The following is a 17,726-nucleotide window of genomic DNA, read 5'->3' on the forward strand; positions in this document are numbered from 1 at the left end:
CGCAATTCTTCCCTTCGTTGCGGTGTTGCTGCGCACACGGGCGGATCCGGGGACGAGTAGGGGGCTCGGGGACATTGACATACCGTTGTCCCGATTCCTCCCCCAGGTCGCCCTAACCTCAAGTATTGTTTAGGCGAATGGAGGAGCGTGAATGTCGACAGCCGATTGGCGAGCGAAGGAGCTGACCCCCGGGCAGCTTTCCGAGCGTAGCGGAGTAGCCGTTTCCGCGTTGCACTTCTACGAACGCGAAGGCCTGATCAGCAGCCGCCGGACCAGCGGAAATCAGCGCAGATACGCGCGAGAAACGCTGCGGCGGGTCGCCTTTATCCGCATCTCCCAACGAGTCGGCATCCCGCTCAGCGAAATTCGCGACGCACTCGATCAATTGCCGGAAGGCCGCAATCCCACCCGCCGCGACTGGGAGACACTGTCCACCAACTGGCGCGCCGACCTCGACGACCGCATCACCCAGCTGATCCGGTTGCGCGACAACCTGACCGGCTGCATCGGCTGCGGCTGCCTCTCGCTCGGCAGCTGCAAGCTCGTCAACGAACACGACCGGCTCGGCACCGAGGGACCCGGCGCACGCGTGCTCGACGTGCAGCTCAATTGCGCTGCGAAGCCAGCAATCGGGTGAACCGGACGCTGGCCTGGCGCATCACGATTTCGTAGGGCAGCGCGAACTTACGCGCCCACCAGTAGCCGAACCGGATGTCGAACGAGGTGTAGATCAGGAACCGGTTGCGCGCCATACCGCGCAGGATCGCGGTGGCCACATGCTCCGGCGCAACGGCGTGCCTGGTGAACGATTTGATCGCACGCTGGATCTTCGGCGACTCCCGGTCAACGCCGACCAGTTCGACCGTGTGCACCAGCGGCGTGTCCACCGCGCCGGGGACCACCAGGTGCACCGAGATGTCGTGCTGGTCCAGGTCGAAGCGCAGCACCTCGGAGACGCCGCGGATGCCGTATTTGCCCGCGCTATAGGCCGCGTGCCACGGCAGCGCCAGCAGGCCGGCCGCCGAGGACACGTTGACCAGTGCGCCGCCCTTGCCCGCACGCACCATGGGCGGCACGAAGTTCTCGATGACGTGGATCGGGCCCATCAGGTTGACGTCGACCATGCGCCGCCAGTGCTTGTGCTCCAGGTTCTCCACCGTGCCCCACGCCGAGGTGCCCGCCACGTTCATCACGATGTCGAGGCTGCCGTGCTCGGTGTGCACCTTCTCCGCGAACGCGGTGACGGCGTCGTAATCGGTGATGTCGAAGGCCTCGGCGACGAGCACGACACCGCCTGCGCCGCGAATGTCGGCCACCGTCGCGTCCAGCCCCGTCGCGTCGATATCGGTGAGCACCAGCTCTGCGCCCGCCGCGCCCGCGGCCTGCGCGGTAGCCCGGCCTATTCCGCTGGCCGCCCCCGTGATCAGCACCTTCGCGTCCCGCACGGTCCTGCGGCCGCGTCGCCAACTACCTCGCACTACGCATCCCATCTCGAATTGCTCGAATCGGTTCCTCGCAGGGTACTCGAGGCAGGCACTAGCGGCCCAGCACGTCGAGCATTCCGGCCACCGCCCGCGGCCAGGTGTACTGCTCGGCCCTGCTGCGTGCGGCCTTCCTGCGCCCGGCCGTCGGCATGGCCAGCACGTCGGTGACGGCCTGCGCGAAGGCGGAGCCGCGGTCGGCGGCGACCGCGCCGCACTCAGCGGTCACGATGTCGGCGAGCGCCGAGGATCGGCTCGCCACCACCGGCGTGCCCGCAGCGAGCGCTTCCAGCGCCGCGAGGCCGAAGGTCTCGTGCGGGCCGGGCGCCAGGGAAACATCCGCGGTGGCAAGCAGTTTCGCGACCATCGCGCGTTCGGAGATGAAGCCGGTGAAATGCACGGCGGACTGCCCGTCGGCCAGTGGCGGCAATGCCCGTGCCCGGCGTTCCAGCGCCTCGCGGCGCGGGCCGTCACCGGCGACGACCAGGCGAACCTCGGTGCCCGCCCTGCGCAATGCGCCCACCGCGTCGATGCTGCGGTCCACCCGCTTCTCCACCGAAAGCCTGCCGCAGTGCACCAGCAGCGGATGGCCCTGCGCACCGAGGTCGGCGCGCAGCCTGCCGTCGCGCCTGCGTGGGCTGAACAGTTCGAGATCGACGCCGAGCGGCACCAGCTCGGCGTTCGCCGCGCCGATGCGCAGGAATTCCTCGCGGGCGAATTCGGTGGTGCAGACCACGATGTCGTAGTCGGCGGCGGTCCGGCCGTTGGCCACATCGGCGCAGCGGCGTGCGGCCTGGCGTGGCATGAACTGGCCGAGCAGCCGGTCTAGGCGTTCGTGCGAGATCATCACCCCTGCCACGTCGCGCTTGCGCGCCCAGCGACCGAATCCGCGCAGCGTCAACCGATCCGAGACCTCGAGCACGTCGGGGCGCAGGCCGGCCAGCACGTCGGCGACCCGCCGCGGATCGGCCGCGCGATAGCCGCCGGTCCACGGAATGGCCAAGGCGGGCAACGTGACCCGGACGACGCCGGTGGACAGCAGCTCTTCGGATCGGCGCGCGCCAGGCACAATGAGCACCACTTCGTGCCCGGCCGCCACATATCCCTCACCGAGATGATGCAAGGCAGTGCGCAACCCACCCGAACGCGGGCCGTAGAAGTTCGCAAGCTGAACTATGCGCACCTCGCCGATGGTGCAGCCAGTCGGGTTATCTTCGGGACCACTGCGCCGAACGGCGCATGAACAGCCGTGAAAGACCCGGCGAAACCGGTTTGTCCGTATTCTTCAGCCGGTCGGTTCGGCCCAGACCCGAAGCAGCCCGTGCCCACTTTCAGCGACCAACACCGGCCGCAATTCGACACGCACCGGAATCCACCCCGAGTCGGTGAATCGCACCCGCAGGCGCAGCTGGACGGCAGCGCCGTCGCGCCGCGTACGGACCTGGCCGGTGTCCGTGCGAATCTCGCGCGCACTCGCGGCGCCGTCGCTGTCGACCGCGGTGCCTGCCAGATCCGCACAGGCGGCGCGGAAGTCCTCGATATCGTCCGGGTGCACGGTCGGCCGCTCCACCGCCCAGCGGTCCAACGGCGGGGCAGGGATGCGGGTCCACTCGTAGATCAGACCGGTGCTCAGCCAGACGAAGCCGACGCCGTCGTCGGCGCGCTGGGCGACGGCGCGGAGCATGGTCATGTCGACATCGGGTCGAGCCGATGCGGCGTCGGTGCACTCGTGCATCAACGCCCGCACCCGGCGGGCCACCGGGTCGGCCCTGGTCACCATCTGGAAGCTGCGGACGACGTCGTCGTCGCCGATCATGTCGACGGCGCTCTGGTGGCGGCCGTCGAGCTTGCCGACCATATCGAAGTAGTCGAGCCGTCCGTCGAACCGCACCATCCGGCCGAACGCCTCGGGCGGTGTCCGGATCACCCGCACCTCCTGCGGCGCCCTTACGAAGATCAACTCCTCCAAACCCGGTCCGTGGTGGGCCAATTCGGTGTCGGCGACCCAGTCCCATGCCGCAACGCGCGGTCGCGGCGCCGGGTGCACGCCGACCGGCCCCACCCACACCTGGACCCCGTGCACCTCGCCGAACGCGCACCGCACGGGCACACCGGCGATCGCGAATCCGTTCTCGCAGTTGCTGATCGGCTCGGCCGTCGCGACGCAGCGCCGCACCACTTCCTCGATCCATTGTGGTGCGGCCGCATGCAATTCCCGGCGCGGCCGTAACAGACTCACCCAGTCCTTGACCCGAGCACCGTCGGCGACCAGCGTCGGCACCGAGGGCGAACCATCAGCAGCCCGCTCCAGCGTTTCGATCAGTAGCCAATCATGTTCGGACAGTGGGCTTTCCGACGCATGATCGCCGGTCATATGCCGGCCGTACCCCGACTCGCACGCGGTAGATCGAGATCGAGCGGGATGCGCCCCACCGCCAGATGCGCTTCCACCTCATCGGCGGGCATCGGCCGCGCGATCAAAAAGCCCTGTGCCCGATAGCAACCGAGACCGACCAGGGTGCGCGCGGCCACCGCCGTCTCGACGCCCTCGCCGACCACCCCGAGGCCGAACGAACCGGCAAGGCCGATAATGGATTTCACGATCGCGAGGTCGTCGGTGCTCGCACCGAGCCGCTGCACGAAACCGCGGTCGATCTTCACCGCGTCGACCGGAAGCGCCTTGAGGTGCGACAGCGAGCTGTAGCCGGTGCCGAAATCGTCGATCGCGATCTGCACACCCATCCGCTTGAGCCCGCGCAGCGTGACCTGGGTGCGCGCCAGGTCCTGCACGACGACGTGCTCGGTGATCTCCAGGCAGATCGAGCTGCCGTCGATGCCGAACAACCGCAGGATGTCCTCGATCCGCTCCACGAAATCGAGGCTGACCAACTGCACCGGCGAAACATTGATCCGCATCACGACATTCGCCGCGAGCCCGCGCCTGCGCCACTCGGCGAACTGCGCGCAGGCCGACCTGATCACCCAGCGGCCGAGCTCGCCTGCCAGGTTGGTCGCCTCGGCCACGGTGACGAACGCCGCGGGCGGCAGCAGGCCTCGGGTCGGGTGCAGCCAGCGGACCAGCGCCTCCAGCGCGACGATCCGGCCGGTGCGCAGGTCGACCTCCGGCTGATAGTGCAGCAGCAACGACCCGTCGGACACCGCGCCGCGCAGGTTGAGCTCCACATCGTCCTGCAGCTCGAACTGGGCCCGCATCGCGTCGGTGAACACCGCGACGCCGTTGCCGCCGCCCGACTTCGCCGAGAGCAGTGCGTGATCGGCCCTGCGCAGCACGTCGGCCACGGTGGTCTCGCCGGGAATGCCGACGGCGACACCGATGCTCGCGGCCCGGCTCACCGACTCACCGCCGACGGTGACCCGGCGCCCGATGAGCTGCTGAATCCTGGTGCCCTCCTCCTCGGCGGCCACCGCGTCCATCGGCTTGGCGGGCACGATGACGAATTCGTCGCCACCGAGGCGCGCGATCATGTCGTCGGGATCGAGATGCTCACGCAGGCGCGAGGACAGCGTGCGGATGAAGTTGTCGCCCGCGGTGTGCCCGAGGAAGTCGTTGAGCGCCTTGAGCCGATCCAGGTCGAGGAAGAACGCCGCCACCGGGCCTGGGCTGCCCGGCCGGAGTCGTTCCTCCATGTGCTCGAGCAAGGCGCGCCGGTTCGCGAGCCCGGTCAGGTCGTCGTGCAGCGCGATGTAGCGCAGCCGCTCCTCGGCGACCACCCGTGCCTGCAGCTGCGCGAACAGCGCGGCAATGGCCTTGAGCACGTTGAGCTCGCGGGTGCTCCATTCCCGGTCGCCGGTCTTGATGAAGCCGAGCACGCCGGTGGACTCGCCGCGCGAGAGCAGCGGCACCGCGGCGGTGGTGACCACCGGGATGCCGGAGGCCCGGCGCATCGTCTCCTGATAATCGGCGAACTCGGGAGTCGGGCGGGCGATCATCGGCTCGGTCGCGTGCTCGAACGCGCGGAACACCGGGTCGGCGCCCTCGAAGTAGACGACCTCGAGCGGATCCGGATCGGGCACCTGCGGCCGATGCGGCCACTCGGCGATCAGCACCGACGCCCGGCGTTCCCGGTCGGTGTGGCGCACGTAGCTGAAGTCGACGTCGAAGTATTCGACCAGCTGGGCAAGGACCCGCTCGGTCGTCTCGGCCATGTTCGTGGCGTCGACGCCCATCAGCTCGGAGGCGACCTGAGTCACCAATGAGTCGAGCGTCCGCCGAGGCACCTTGTCTCCGATCACGCTATCCACGGGTGTCCACGCCCGGCATCGGACGCCGCCTGCCACCGGGCCACCGATTCCCAACCCGGGCAGCGGCCGAATCGCTCAGGCATAGCACCAACGCCATGGTCTCATGCTCGGGTTCTCCGAGCAGGTCCGAGAAACGAAGCGACGCCAGTCTATCCAGGGGATCCGCGAAAGTCGGTGCCGCTGCGCTGGGGAGTCGCGCTTTTCGGCTGCTGTCATCACCCATCCGTCACCCCACCGCTCCGGGGTCGGTCGCCTGCACTGCGCGTGCGTGCTTCGTCGGCCCGAATCGGCGAGCCGTGCAATCCATCGGCAATTGGCCGATGTCTGCGATTATCCCACCAGACCGGACCGGCCCGGTAGCGATCATGGGAATCGGCGCAGGGTGGGAAATGACCTGCAACCGCGCCGCCGCGGCGACCAGCAACCCGTAGCGGCGCGGCCGCGGTGCGCGAGGCACCCATGGCCTGACCGTCCCGAAGCCGCAGCCTTCCGCCGGGGAATTCTCTCGGGACGACTGCGATCGCCTCGACAGCCATACTGTTCCTACTCCGTTGCTCCGCATGCCAGCGCGGTGGTCGATCCGGGGTCGGCATCCCCGTCCGAAACCCTGCTTCCGGACGACTTTGCCTAGGGCAGTATCCGTCATCCAGCAGGAATTGACCAGACGTCTGGTTAATCTTCCGAAAACTGGAGACATCTCTACAAATCCCTCCTGGTCAGAACCCTTCTTACGGTTCAACCAGATAACCAGGAGACCGGTTGGTTCTAGTGCAGCTAACCAACAGCAAGCTATACGAGGATGGAGATGAACAGCTCGACCGTGTCCGGACCCTGCCAGATCTCGATCTCTTCACGATAGGCACGGGTGATCTCCGCCGAGGCCGTCGCGTCGTCGACCTGGGCCCATACATCCTCGACCGGATCGTGGTAGTCCCCGTTCGGCGCGAAGCGCGCGTAGACACCCTTCGGCACCCGCACCAGCACGTCACCGATCGGCACCGCCTCCGGCTCGCGGTACTCGAAACAGACCACGGCGTTGTAGTTGCCTGCCGGGTCGGGCACGTACACCGTGAACATCGGCCGATCCGCGCCCTTCCGGTCGCGCAGCCGGTCCTTCAGGAACTCGATCAGGTCGCTGTTGCTGACCTTGAAACTCGGGCGCACCCGCGGGACCACCAGGCCGCCGTAGATCGCCTCGTTGCGCACCGCGATCGCATAACTCATCGGGCGTCGACCGCCAGGTACAGCTCGATCTTGTAGGCGTGCGGATAACACTCGAAGTCGCCGGTGTAGGTCCGCTTGATCTGGTTGTGCTCCTCGGCGTACGCGATCTGGGTCCAGAGGTCGGTCATCACCTGCGGGAAGTTACCGACCGAGGCGAATCTCGCATAGGTGCCGCGCGGCAGCCTGGCCACCAGATGGCCGCGGGTGACATTGCCGAAGGACGCGCACTGATAGCCGACGATCTGGGTGTTGTAGGTGCCGAGCTCGCCGGTGTAGTCGGTGTAGGCGCTGGCCAGCGGGCCACCGAGCTCCTGATGTAAGACGGCGGCCCACGCGGCCTCCAGGTCGTGGTCACGCAGTTCTCCGAGCGCACGCTTCGGGCTGCGCACCGGCAACCCGGCAACCCACGTTTCGTCCCGCTCGACGATGTCAAACTGCATGGAAAACTCTTTCGAGGTGAATCCGGGGGCGAAGCCCGCATCCGGTCGGTCAGAAAGGCCATGCTATCAAGCAGGGCGGGGTGGCAACGATCACATGTCCCGGTCGTTATCCCGACTCAGGACGTGCATTGAACTGGACGAATGACCTATCTAGCGGCGCCGTCGCTGTGGTCGAATGGATCTCGTGTGCCGCACCATTGCCGAGCTCGACGCAGCCGTCGCGGACTGCTTCGCGTGCGAGCGACTGGTGGCCTGGCGCGAGCAGGTCGCGCGGGACAAGCGCGCCGCCTTTCGCGACGAAACCTATTGGGGACGGGCGGTTCCCGGATTCGGCCCGGACGACGCCCGACTGCTGATCGTCGGGTTGGCTCCTGCCGCACACGGCGCCAACCGGACCGGCCGGATGTTCACCGGCGACCGCAGCGGTGACGTGCTCTACGCGGCGCTGCACGCCGTCGGCCTCGCCAGCCAACCGACCGCCGTGCACGCCGACGACGGCCTGCGCCTGTTCGGCGTCCGCATCACCGCCCCCGTGCACTGCGCACCGCCGGACAACAAGCCGACTCCCGACGAACGCGACCGCTGCCGCCACTGGCTCAGCACCGAACTCGCCCTACTCGCCCCAACCCTGCGCGCCGTCGTCGTCCTCGGCGCCTTCGGCTGGCAAGCCCTGCTCCCCGTCCTCGCCGAAGCAGGCTGGACCATCCCCCGCCCCCGCCCGAAGTTCACCCACGGCGCCCACGTCGAACTCGCCCCCATCAGCCCCGACCGATCCCCACTACACCTATTCGGCTGCTACCACGTAAGCCAACAAAACACCTTCACCGGCAAACTAACCCCCGCGATGGTCGAAGCGGTGCTCGCCGAAGCCGCTAGCGCCGCAGACCTTCCCGTGCATCCGGACCCCATCGATCGAATCCGGTGAACCCATAACTCGCGAGGTATAGCGATCCCGATACTCGCGCGGTGGCCGAGATGATCGGCCAGGCAGGCCAGGCGTGCGCTATTCCTTGATGAGCTCGATCTCTGCGACATCGTCTGCGGTGGGCTTGCCTTTGAAGGCTTCGCGACTGGCGGCAACGGCGGCGTTTTCCGCCTTCGCAGCGGCATTGGCTGCCGCTACGTCGTCAGGCGCCGCCGAACTACTGCGAGCAGTTCGGAACGCAGTGCCCGCCGCCTTGTAAGCCACCTCCGCAGACTGCGATGACTTCCTCGAGGAGGCAACCGAGCGGAATGCTGCCTTCGCAGCATCGGTTGCCGCGAGCGTTGCATCGGCGACGTTGGTGGCTTCCCCGGCGGCTTTGGCAGCGTCATCGGCATCTCTGAGGTGATCGAGGTCGCGGTTCTCCAACTTCGGTGCCGCTTTGGCGCGGGCGGCGGCGCTGCGAGCACGGGCTTGTGCCTGCGCGATCAGCGCCTTCGTCCCCTCGTCGTCCGGGGCGGCACGGTGGGCGATGTGGCGGAAAGGTTGGGCGTGCACCGGGGCAGCGACGGCAACGCCACTCAAAGACATCACAGCGCAAGCGGTGAGGAGGAAGGTGGATCGCAAAACGCGCATGTGCCCTCCAGAGCCGATCAGGATTGTGCCGGACAAGCGAGCGTTGACGCTTCCACGTGCTGATTCGCAACCGAACGCGGTGACGATGCCGTGCTGGGAACCCAAGCGACACTATCGGATGTTCGACCAGGTCCACGCCACGCCACGCCATACCTTTCGAGAAATCAGCCAACAGCGCACTCACACCGAAGAATGCACGCCGACGCTGGACGCCGCAGGGATCGGGGGTCAGAGGAAGGCTTTGCGGTAGGACTGGGGGGTGACGCCGGTGGTTTTGCGGAAGGCCTTGCGTAGGGCGGCTACTGAGGCGAAGCCGGCTTGGTGGGCGATGTTTTCCATTGTGGCGTCGGTCTTTTCGAGCAACTCCTGGGACTTGCGCACACGGACGGTCTGCAACCATTCGTTGGGCGTCATCCTGACCTGCTCGTTGAAACGCCGGATCAGCGTGCGCTGACTCACGCCTGCGCGAGCGGCCAAGTCCGACACGGTGATCCGGGTGCCGAGCACGGATTCGGCCCACTCCAGTGTGGGATTGATCGACTTCTGGTCGGCCTCGGATCGCGGGCGATCCGCGATGAACTGCGCCTGGCCGCCGTCGCGGGTCAACGGCATCACCGAAAGTCGTGCGGTCTCGGCCGCCACTGCCGACCCGTAGTCCCTGCGCACCATGTGCAGGCACAGGTCCAATCCGGCGGCCGCACCCGCTGAGGTGAGCACACTTTCGTTGTCCACGTACAACACCGCGGGATCCACCCGGACCCGCGGATAGTCCGAAGCCAGCTCGGCCGCCGCCATCCAATGCGTGGTGACCCGCATGCCGTCGAGCAATCCGACCGACGCAAGGGTGAACGCGCCCAAGCAGATCGAGGCCACCCGTGCGCCGCGCTCGTGGGCGCGGCGCAGGGCGGCCCGCAGTCGTGGTGACGGCGCCGAACGATAGCTGAGTGAGCCGGGAACGATGATCGTGTCCGCCTCGTCGAGGAATTCGATGCCCCGCACCGCGGAGATCGCGAAAAACCTCGACGAGACATCGGAACTCTCGCCACAGACACGAACGTCGTACCCCGCGGTGCCATCCTCCAGCCTGGCCCGACCGAAGATTTCGATCGGGACCGAGAGGTCGAACGGTATGACGTCGTCGACCGCTAGAACCGCCACTGACCTCATAGGAACTACCCTTGCTCTCCCCCTTGGCCGAGCCCCGCCCCAATTTCGGCATCCCCCACCGGGTTATCGGGCTGGGCGTTGGTGTCGTTAATCACCAGGCCCGCGCGGAGCAATCGTTTGAGCGCACGGCCCTGCAACACCGACAGTGTCGGCGCCAGCTCCGCCCAGCGCACCGGACCGTTCGACAGCGCGGCCCACAGTTCCTGTCCACCGTCGCGTTCCAGACAGCGCACCTCGATCTCGGAGTCCTCGCTGGAGTAGAAGCGGTGACACGGCACCGCGTCGGCGAGCGGCTCCGGCGCCGAATCGGCGTTGGCGATCGGGTCGAGCCAGTATCGGCCCAGTCCGTCACGCACCTCCTGTGGCACCTCGAACGGTGGGGACATGCCTTTGAAGCCGGGCATGTCCGCACCGAGCCCGGACCTGATCCGTGTCTGCGGCGCCAGCGAAATCCAGTCGTCCGCACCGAGTTCCACCGCGTCGGCCGCGGTGAGCGCGGTGAGATAAGGACCCTCGGTCGCCAAATCACGGGGATCGCGAGTGCCGTTGGTCATCACGTTGAGCAGGTCGGGGACCAGCGCCGTGTTGAGCAACGCCTGGAAGGTGCCTTCGGTGGCGTTGCCGAGTGCGGTACCACGCTTTTGACCCTGCCAGTACATGCTGTCGGGGTGGGTGCGCGAGATCTCGTGGTACCACTGGTCGATGCTGAGCGCCCAGGTCTCTGCCATGCCGCGCCATTCGACGTCGTAGTCGCGCCACAGATCTCGCTTGGTCTGCTCATCGACCGAAGCATCGAAACTCTTGCGCAACACCAGCGCCGCCGCCCACGCCTGGGTCACCGCGAACGACATCCCGGACGAGAACAACGGATCCACGAAGTACGAGGCATCCCCGACCGCGAGCCAACGCTCGTCGAACGACCCGAAATGGTCACTGATCCGCGAATAGTTCGTCGCCGTCAGCATTTCCGGGCGGATCGGCTCCGCATCGACGATCAGATCACGCAGCACCGGGATCGAGTGGATTGTCTTGCGGAAGATCTCCGGATCGCGCAGATCCACCCTCGCCAGCGAGTCCGGGTTGGTCACGATGCCGATGGACCAGACGTTCTCGCGCACCCCATCGATCAGCCGCGGTGTCGGGATGTACCAGACCCAACCGTGCTCGAAGGCAACGGCGTAGATGGGCGATAGGTTGTTCTCCCGGAACATGTTCCACTCGCCGGCGGCGTGCTGTGCCGGGATGCAGTTGCGGAAGTGTGACCACACCGCGACGTTGCGGTACTCCGAGAGCCACTGCTTGTCCCGCTGCGATCCGCGCGCGGCCACCGAATTCGCCCGGCCCGACGCGTCCACGAAGTACCCGGCACGCAGCTCCGTGCCGTCCTCCAGCACGACGGTCGTATACCCGTCGCCAGGAAAGAATTTCGTGATCCGAACGCCCTGGAAGACGTGCGCACCGCTGTCCTCGGCGTGATCGAGCAGGACGGTGTCGAACTCCTCCCGGTTGACATGGATCGACCAGCGATAGATCCCGTCGACCAGGTAGTCGGCATGTTCGAAGAACGACACGAACGGACGATCGTTGTCCCACTGGTAGATTCCGCCGTACTTCTGGATCCAGCATTGACTGGCGAGCACCTTCTCCAGGGCTCCGCTGGCTTGCAGCACCGGCACCAGTGGGTGTGCGCCGGATTCGCCGATGTGTTCGCGCGGGAACACTTCTCGGTCGATGACGGCGACGCGCAGATCGCTCTCCCGGCACAGTATCGCCGCGAGGGTCGATCCGGCGGGTCCGCCGCCCATGATCACCACGTCGTATTCGGTAGCTATTTCGGCGATGGGTGTTGGCATGTCACGTGCCTTTCGACGCTCAGACGATCTGGATTCGCTGCACGTGGCGCTCAGCGGATCCGCTGAATCCGTTGCGTCCGTGTAGCAAAGCATGGTTTTCGACGACGACGATGTCGCCGGTCTCCCAGGGGTGGGCATAGCAATAGCGCGGGTCGTGCAGCCGCTCGCGCAGGTCCTCCATCACTCGCACCCCGTCCTCCGGGGAAATCCCCTCCAAGGTGAGAAAGAGCGGGTTGAGATACTTTGCGGGATCAAGAGGTTCGGCGTAACGAATCGTCGTCTCGCCCGTCGCCGGGTGCGTACCGAGCAGCGGCCACTTCGCCAACCCGCCGTAGTGCGCCAGCTTGTCGGTCCGGTAGGTGATCGTCGTGCGCGCCCACAGCTCCTCGAGCTCTTGCGGCGCTTCGCGATACACCTGGGTCGTATCGGAGAACACCGTCTCCCCACCCGCGCCCGGCGCACTACCCTGCACACACTGGAACAAGAAGAACCGCGGCACCTGCGCCGCGAACGCGCCGTCCCAGTGGAACGGCACATCGCCCTTGTCGAACAGATAGTTCTGCGGGTTGTCCCGGACCACCAGGTCGAGGATCGTGCCGAAGTCCCACTCCAACAACTCGCCCGCGGCGCGGCAATACCGTTCCAGCTCTGGCTTATTCAGCAGGCCGTAGCCACGTAACACGGTCACCTTGGTGGCGAGCACGGTCGCAAGCAGATCCTCGATCGGCAGATCGGCCAGGGATTGTCCGGGGGATTCGGCGGTCACGATCCGGGCGAACGGCTCCAGATCGATGCCGTCCAGCGGAGCCGGGCGGACGCTGCTAGTCATGATGCTCCTCGAGGTGCGGTGACGAAATGGCTCGGGCGGCTGTTCCGCCAAACCAGGCGTGCGCCAAGGCCTTCCGCCTCGGCCCGTTTGATCAGCGTGTACTTCGTGCCGTCGTCGAGCACGACGCCGTGCCACGGAGTCAGCCAGTTGTCCTGCGTGCGCAAGAGATGAAAGCCGATCTTGTCGCTGTGATGGGTCTGCGGATGGATCGACAACCGCACCGCGTCGGGGAACACACCAGCGACCAGCCTGCTCCACGCCTGACTACGCTGCACCACTTCGTAGGCGGTCTCCTTCGACCGATTCCGCCGCTGGGTCGCGCTCAACTCCGGCATCAGTGCCGTGTTGTCCTCCACCATGAACCGGTGAATCCCGTTGAACATCCGCCGCATCGCCGGATCCGTCTTCACCGACTCACGAATCGCCTCGATGCTCGTGGCGAACTCCTCGAGCAGCCGAGCACGCCGCGCATCCCACGACAGACCCGGCATCGCATCACGCAACCCGTACAGGCCGATCGAGCCGCCACCGGTGGACCGGATCACCCGGCGCAGCTCAGCGGCATACTCGTCGACATGCGGATCCGGGATCTCCAGTGAGTCGCTGAAGACATGACCGTCGGAACAGATGGTCACGATCGCACCGGGTGCATAGACTGCGGAGACCTGATCACAGAACCCCTGCAGCGATTCGATCGCCAACGTCTCAGCCATATCCGGCAGTCGCCCAAGGGTTTTGCGACGATTGCGCGACTTGGCCGGAAAGGCGGGAATCACGAAGTGCACCGGCTTGCCCGCCTCGACAAAGCCGATCACCTTCTTCAGATGCGGCGCGAAACACTCATCACAGGCGATGACGTCGCAGACCGTATCCGGTTCGGCGCACCGACGCCTGGCGAAGACCACGCGAAGTACGGCTGTGGCGACTGCCTCGGCGGCCACCGGAATCGGAGGCGCCGTCGGCTCCGATAGATGTCTATGTACGAATTCAGAATTACTACCGACGGTTGTGCTCATAACTACCTTTCGGTGACTTATGACAGCACGGACGGATACGGCCGGAACAGTGAGTAGACGGTTCGCCGCATGGCATACCGCCCGTGTCCGTCCGAGCACCTGTACTGAAAATATCGCCTGGTCACCGCATGTCGTTGACATCGATATTCGGATCCAAGCTGACATCGGCTGCATTCAATTTGATAATGAAGGACGCGGACCCCTCCGCCTCCATTCATCGAGCATCGCGCTGCCTATTGAGCGATTCATTGTCGCCCAGCTCCACAGTCGCCTGAACAGCATGCACCGAAGAATTGTCGATCTATGACTTCGGCCAGCTGACCGCGGCACATCATCTGCACCCGCGTGCGGCCGGAAAAACGGCCCCCCAATCTCTACACGCCGATCGTTAACAACGTAATCATCGTAACTCTGTTCGAGTGACCCTGCAAGCAAGTTTCAGTGCGCATAGCAGCAATTTGCAATACTCGGAGATCTGGCTTGCATAACGGATCTCCGAGTTCGCTCATGGTGAACACATCGTGAAAAATAGGAACTAATCTCCCGCGATCTGCGTTTGCGGAACGCCGCGATCGGCAGATGCACCGGCTGAGACAGCCGCGGGCTTGCGCTTCGGTTTAGGCCTCGCCAGGTGACGCATCGCCGGCGATTCCACGAAGCTGTGCAGCGCCCACGCCATCAGGATGTTCAAGACGAACAGCGCGAAGATCACGAGCACCGCGATCGGCGCACTGAATGTCACGTCACCCATTTGGTGCCTGACGTAGAACAGTGCGACCCCCTGACATATGTAGAAGGCGAACGAGATATCGCCGAGCCAGACGACGAATCTGCTGGACAGGAACCGCGACCTGCCCTCGATGTCCGACACTGCGGCCGACCCGATCAGCAGGGCCAGCGGGATGGCGGTGGCCAGGAAGAACCCGACGACGAAGGGGGTGTACATGGCGACCAGGTACCCGGCGAGGCAGCCGAGCAGGCAGGCCCAGATCGGCAGCCGGATCCAGCGACCCTCCGCGACGATGCGCGCGACGAAGACACCGAGGAAGAACTCGAACAGCCGCGCGGGCGGGAACAGGTAGCCGAACCACAGTTGCAGCACCGGGATGGGCGTCAACTCGGATTTCGCCGAGCCGGGAATCAGGTACACATTCGCCAGTTCGATCAGGCCCATGCCGAGCACCATTACCGCAGCGCCGTACCAGAGATACTTTGCCGGAATCTTGAGTATCAGCGGAACGACGAACGGGAACAATACATAGAACAAGAACTCACAGGACAGCGTCCACGACGGCGTATTGACACCTGCGTTGATGTAGTTCTGCGGGAACCACGCGTGCACCAGGAAGAGATTCGGCAGCCACGCCTTCCACGGCGTGATCGCCGCGGCGAACAACACCATGCAGATGACCCACAGGGTCAGGTGATTGGGAAAGATCTTCACGACCCGCCGCCTGATGAACAGCAGCCCGCTCGATCCCTCCTTCCACGACCAGGTCAACACGAATCCGCTGAGAATAAAGAAGAAGGAAACTCCGAGGAACCCAAGCTTGCCGACAACGACCGCGCTGTCGTGCGCGAGATCGGGGTCCGCGAAGAAATTGACCGGATGAAAGGGCGGTATGGGCGAGTTCGGCAACATCGAGTGGAAGATGAATACCGAGAGTGCCGCGAAGAACCGGAGCCCGGTCAGCGACGGCAGCCGTGGCCGATTGTCTACGTCCACTGCACTACTTCCCCTCTTAGCAAAACAAGAACACAGCTCAGCCGAGGCCGAGTACGAACGGGAATTCCGGTTGTCCACCGAGCAGGAAAGCGCCGGTGGACTGGATCACGGCGTCGTGCGCGATGATGTGCGTCGCCATGGTGTTGATATCGCGCTGCCAGATATCGAGCGGATTCGGCTTGTAGATCGAATCGGTGCCGACCAGCTCACACAGGCGCGCGATGATCCGGCGGGCGGCGCGGAACGCATGCGTTCTGGCGAGCGCGGTGCTGATGCGGGCGTCGGGCGACAGGTTCGCGAAGCGCTCCTCGTCGAGCGAATCCCACAGCGTGTCAATGGTTTCCACCACCGCGCTGCGCGCGACGATGTACTCCATCTCGCATTCTCCGAGGATGTACTGGGCGCGATAGTTGTCCGCCCACTTCTGCCCGGTCGCGGCGATGACCTTGCCCGCGGCGATATCGCGCACATAGTCGAGCGCGGCGCGTGCCATGCCGAGCGGAACACCGGGCATGATGCGGGCCAGCGCCTCCGGCTCGGCCAATTTGCCCGTGCCGCTTTTCCGTTCGCCGAAATCGAACGAATGATGCTCGGGGACAAAGAGATTCTCGACCGCGTAATCGTTGCTGCCGCTCCCGCGCAGACCCGTGGTGTCCCAGGTGTCGAACACCTCGACCTGATCGCGGCGCATGAAGAAGATCCGGACCACCGGTCGGCCCGCCGGGGTGAGGTCCATGTTTCCGTCGGTGAGCACGAAGGCGCCGCCGATGACCAGATCCGCGTGGGTGATCGCACTGCCGAACTTCCAGCGTCCGGTCAGCCGATAGCCGCCAGGCACCCGCTCGGCCCGACCCGCGGGAAAGATGAGTCCCGCGGTGACCAGGTCGAGCGAGGGTATGAGCTCTGCGACCGCCTGCTCGTTCAGGTAGCCCGCGTAGATGCCGGTGGCCGCGCCGATCATCGCGCACCAGCCGGTCGCGGTGTCGCCGTAGGACAACGCCTCGACGATCTCCAGCTGCGCCAACGAGGTCAGCCCCGGACCGCCGTGGTCGGCGCTGAAACACATGCGGTAGATGCCGAGCGAGCGCAACAGTTCGACGATATCGTCGGGAATGCGCCTGGCCGTGTCGATTTCGCTGCGGCGTTCGGCCAGCTTTGGCGCTACGGACCGGGCAGCGGCCAGCAGTTCGGTGCCCGATAACGTGTCTTTGTTCACCGTCGTGTTCCTAACTCTGTTGCAGCAGTTGGGCGATCGCCGAGGTCGTCTGTTCCGGCCCGAGCGCCGTGTAGCCGCCATCGGCGGCCCATTCCGCGCCGGTCACGAAACTCGCTTTCGGCGAGGCGAGAAAGGCGACAACCTCGCCGATCTCGCCGGCGTCGGCCGCACGGCCGAGCATGTGGAAGCCGGCGGCGACGGCATCGGTGCGCGCCCGGTCGCCGCCGGTGATGTCGTGCATCACCCGCGACCAGGTCCAACCCGGCGACACGCTGTTCACCCGCACCCCGTCCGCCGCGTACGCCAGGGCGAGACTGCGGGTGAGCTGGGCGATTCCGGACTTGCTCACCGGATACTGGAGCCTGCCGTGCTGGGCGACGTGCCCGCTCGGCGAGGTGAAGTTCACGATGGCGCCGCCCGATTCCTTCAAATACGCTCGCGCGCCATGGCACATCAGCGCCGTGCCGACGATATTCGTATTCAGTACGTCGAGCCACTGGGCGCGCACGTCGGTCGTCTCGTCGTCGCCGTAGAGGCAGGCGATATTCACCACAGCGTCTATCCGACCGGTAGTCCCGGCGGCGTGCGCAATAAATTTCTCGATGGATTCATCGTTCCGAATGTCGAGCGGGATGAACACCGCCCGGTCTCCTAATTCGGCCGCCGCGCGTCGACCGCCGTCCTCGTCGATATCACCGAGGACAATGTCTGCGGAATAGTTCGCGAATACTCGCGCCACTTCGGTGCCGATAATCGTTGCGGCGCCGGTGATCAGAACCGTCTTACCTTCGAACAACTAGTGCCTCCCCTCACTGGGGCAACTCGAGCCTAGGTTCGAAGTATGTTCGGTCAGACCGGCCTCTGACCAGCGCGATCCACGACAGGGAGGTACAACTTTCCGCCAGCACGGCTGACCGGATTCGCGATGTTGTGCCGAGAGTCACAGGGAACTC

Annotated in this window: 16 protein-coding genes; 2 read left to right on the forward strand and 14 right to left on the reverse strand. The window is 65.5% G+C overall.

Going from position 1 to position 17,726, the window contains the following annotated elements:
• Positions 1–151 precede the first annotated feature (151 nt).
• Entirely contained in the window at positions 152–637 is a 486-nt protein-coding gene (gene soxR / locus ACGFNJ_RS10725; protein ID WP_069162296.1) for a redox-sensitive transcriptional activator SoxR, read from the forward strand.
• Here soxR and ACGFNJ_RS10730 read toward each other — a convergent pair.
• From ACGFNJ_RS10730 to ACGFNJ_RS10755, 6 genes are all read right to left on the reverse strand, one after another.
• The gene (locus ACGFNJ_RS10730) at positions 606–1,490 is read right to left on the reverse strand and encodes an SDR family oxidoreductase (protein ID WP_393445803.1); all 885 of its coding nucleotides are present in this window, start codon (positions 1,488–1,490) and stop codon (positions 606–608) included. The two genes, soxR and ACGFNJ_RS10730, sit on opposite strands and share 32 nt — an antisense overlap.
• A gap of 46 nt (positions 1,491–1,536) precedes the next feature.
• The gene (locus tag ACGFNJ_RS10735; RefSeq protein ID WP_393445805.1) at positions 1,537–2,664 is read right to left on the reverse strand and encodes a glycosyltransferase; all 1,128 of its coding nucleotides are present in this window, start codon (positions 2,662–2,664) and stop codon (positions 1,537–1,539) included.
• A 102-nt stretch (positions 2,665–2,766) separates the two neighbouring features.
• A complete protein-coding gene (locus tag ACGFNJ_RS10740; protein ID WP_393445807.1) occupies positions 2,767–3,855 on the reverse strand; it encodes a GAF domain-containing protein in 1,089 nt (362 codons plus the stop codon).
• Positions 3,852–5,669 (reverse strand): bifunctional diguanylate cyclase/phosphodiesterase, encoded by a 1,818-nt coding sequence (locus ACGFNJ_RS10745; RefSeq protein ID WP_069162368.1) that lies wholly within the window; start codon positions 5,667–5,669, stop codon positions 3,852–3,854. The genes ACGFNJ_RS10740 and ACGFNJ_RS10745 overlap by 4 nt, the downstream gene beginning before the upstream one ends.
• Positions 5,670–6,533: 864 nt before the next feature.
• The gene (locus tag ACGFNJ_RS10750; RefSeq protein ID WP_069162293.1) at positions 6,534–6,968 is read right to left on the reverse strand and encodes an effector binding domain-containing protein; all 435 of its coding nucleotides are present in this window, start codon (positions 6,966–6,968) and stop codon (positions 6,534–6,536) included.
• Positions 6,965–7,408, reverse strand: a complete 444-nt coding sequence (locus ACGFNJ_RS10755) for a GyrI-like domain-containing protein (protein WP_393445809.1) — start codon at positions 7,406–7,408, stop codon at positions 6,965–6,967. The genes ACGFNJ_RS10750 and ACGFNJ_RS10755 overlap by 4 nt, the downstream gene beginning before the upstream one ends.
• 175 nt (positions 7,409–7,583) lie before the next feature.
• Here ACGFNJ_RS10755 and ACGFNJ_RS10760 point away from each other — a divergent pair, with 175 nt between their 5' ends.
• A complete protein-coding gene (locus ACGFNJ_RS10760) occupies positions 7,584–8,333 on the forward strand; it encodes a uracil-DNA glycosylase (RefSeq protein WP_393445811.1) in 750 nt (249 codons plus the stop codon).
• Between the two features lie 78 nt (positions 8,334–8,411).
• Here the strand turns inward: ACGFNJ_RS10760 and ACGFNJ_RS10765 are convergent, their stop codons facing one another.
• From ACGFNJ_RS10765 to ACGFNJ_RS10800, 8 genes are all read right to left on the reverse strand, one after another.
• Positions 8,412–8,966, reverse strand: coding sequence for a hypothetical protein (locus ACGFNJ_RS10765; protein WP_393445813.1), 555 nt, complete (start codon positions 8,964–8,966; stop codon positions 8,412–8,414).
• Between the two features lie 228 nt (positions 8,967–9,194).
• A complete protein-coding gene (locus ACGFNJ_RS10770) occupies positions 9,195–10,133 on the reverse strand; it encodes a GlxA family transcriptional regulator (protein ID WP_393445815.1) in 939 nt (312 codons plus the stop codon).
• Between the two features lie 5 nt (positions 10,134–10,138).
• A complete protein-coding gene (locus ACGFNJ_RS10775; protein ID WP_393445817.1) occupies positions 10,139–11,986 on the reverse strand; it encodes an NAD(P)/FAD-dependent oxidoreductase in 1,848 nt (615 codons plus the stop codon).
• A 19-nt stretch (positions 11,987–12,005) separates the two neighbouring features.
• Positions 12,006–12,815 (reverse strand): TauD/TfdA dioxygenase family protein, encoded by an 810-nt coding sequence (locus ACGFNJ_RS10780; protein ID WP_393445819.1) that lies wholly within the window; start codon positions 12,813–12,815, stop codon positions 12,006–12,008.
• Complete coding sequence (locus ACGFNJ_RS10785; protein ID WP_393445821.1) at positions 12,812–13,756, reverse strand: L-tyrosine/L-tryptophan isonitrile synthase family protein; 945 nt, start codon at positions 13,754–13,756, stop codon at positions 12,812–12,814. The genes ACGFNJ_RS10780 and ACGFNJ_RS10785 overlap by 4 nt, the downstream gene beginning before the upstream one ends.
• 610 nt (positions 13,757–14,366) lie before the next feature.
• Positions 14,367–15,557, reverse strand: coding sequence for an acyltransferase family protein (locus tag ACGFNJ_RS10790; protein WP_393445823.1), 1,191 nt, complete (start codon positions 15,555–15,557; stop codon positions 14,367–14,369).
• 37 nt (positions 15,558–15,594) lie between these two features.
• Positions 15,595–16,773, reverse strand: a complete 1,179-nt coding sequence (locus ACGFNJ_RS10795; RefSeq protein WP_393445825.1) for an acyl-CoA dehydrogenase family protein — start codon at positions 16,771–16,773, stop codon at positions 15,595–15,597.
• A gap of 10 nt (positions 16,774–16,783) precedes the next feature.
• Positions 16,784–17,569: an SDR family oxidoreductase gene (locus ACGFNJ_RS10800; RefSeq protein WP_393445827.1), complete on the reverse strand. Its 786-nt coding sequence runs from the start codon at positions 17,567–17,569 to the stop codon at positions 16,784–16,786.
• Between the last annotated feature and the right edge of the window lie 157 nt (positions 17,570–17,726).

Origin of the sequence: Nocardia sp. NPDC049149, assembly GCF_043197455.1 — a bacterium.
In the GTDB taxonomy this organism is placed as follows: domain Bacteria; phylum Actinomycetota; class Actinomycetes; order Mycobacteriales; family Mycobacteriaceae; genus Nocardia.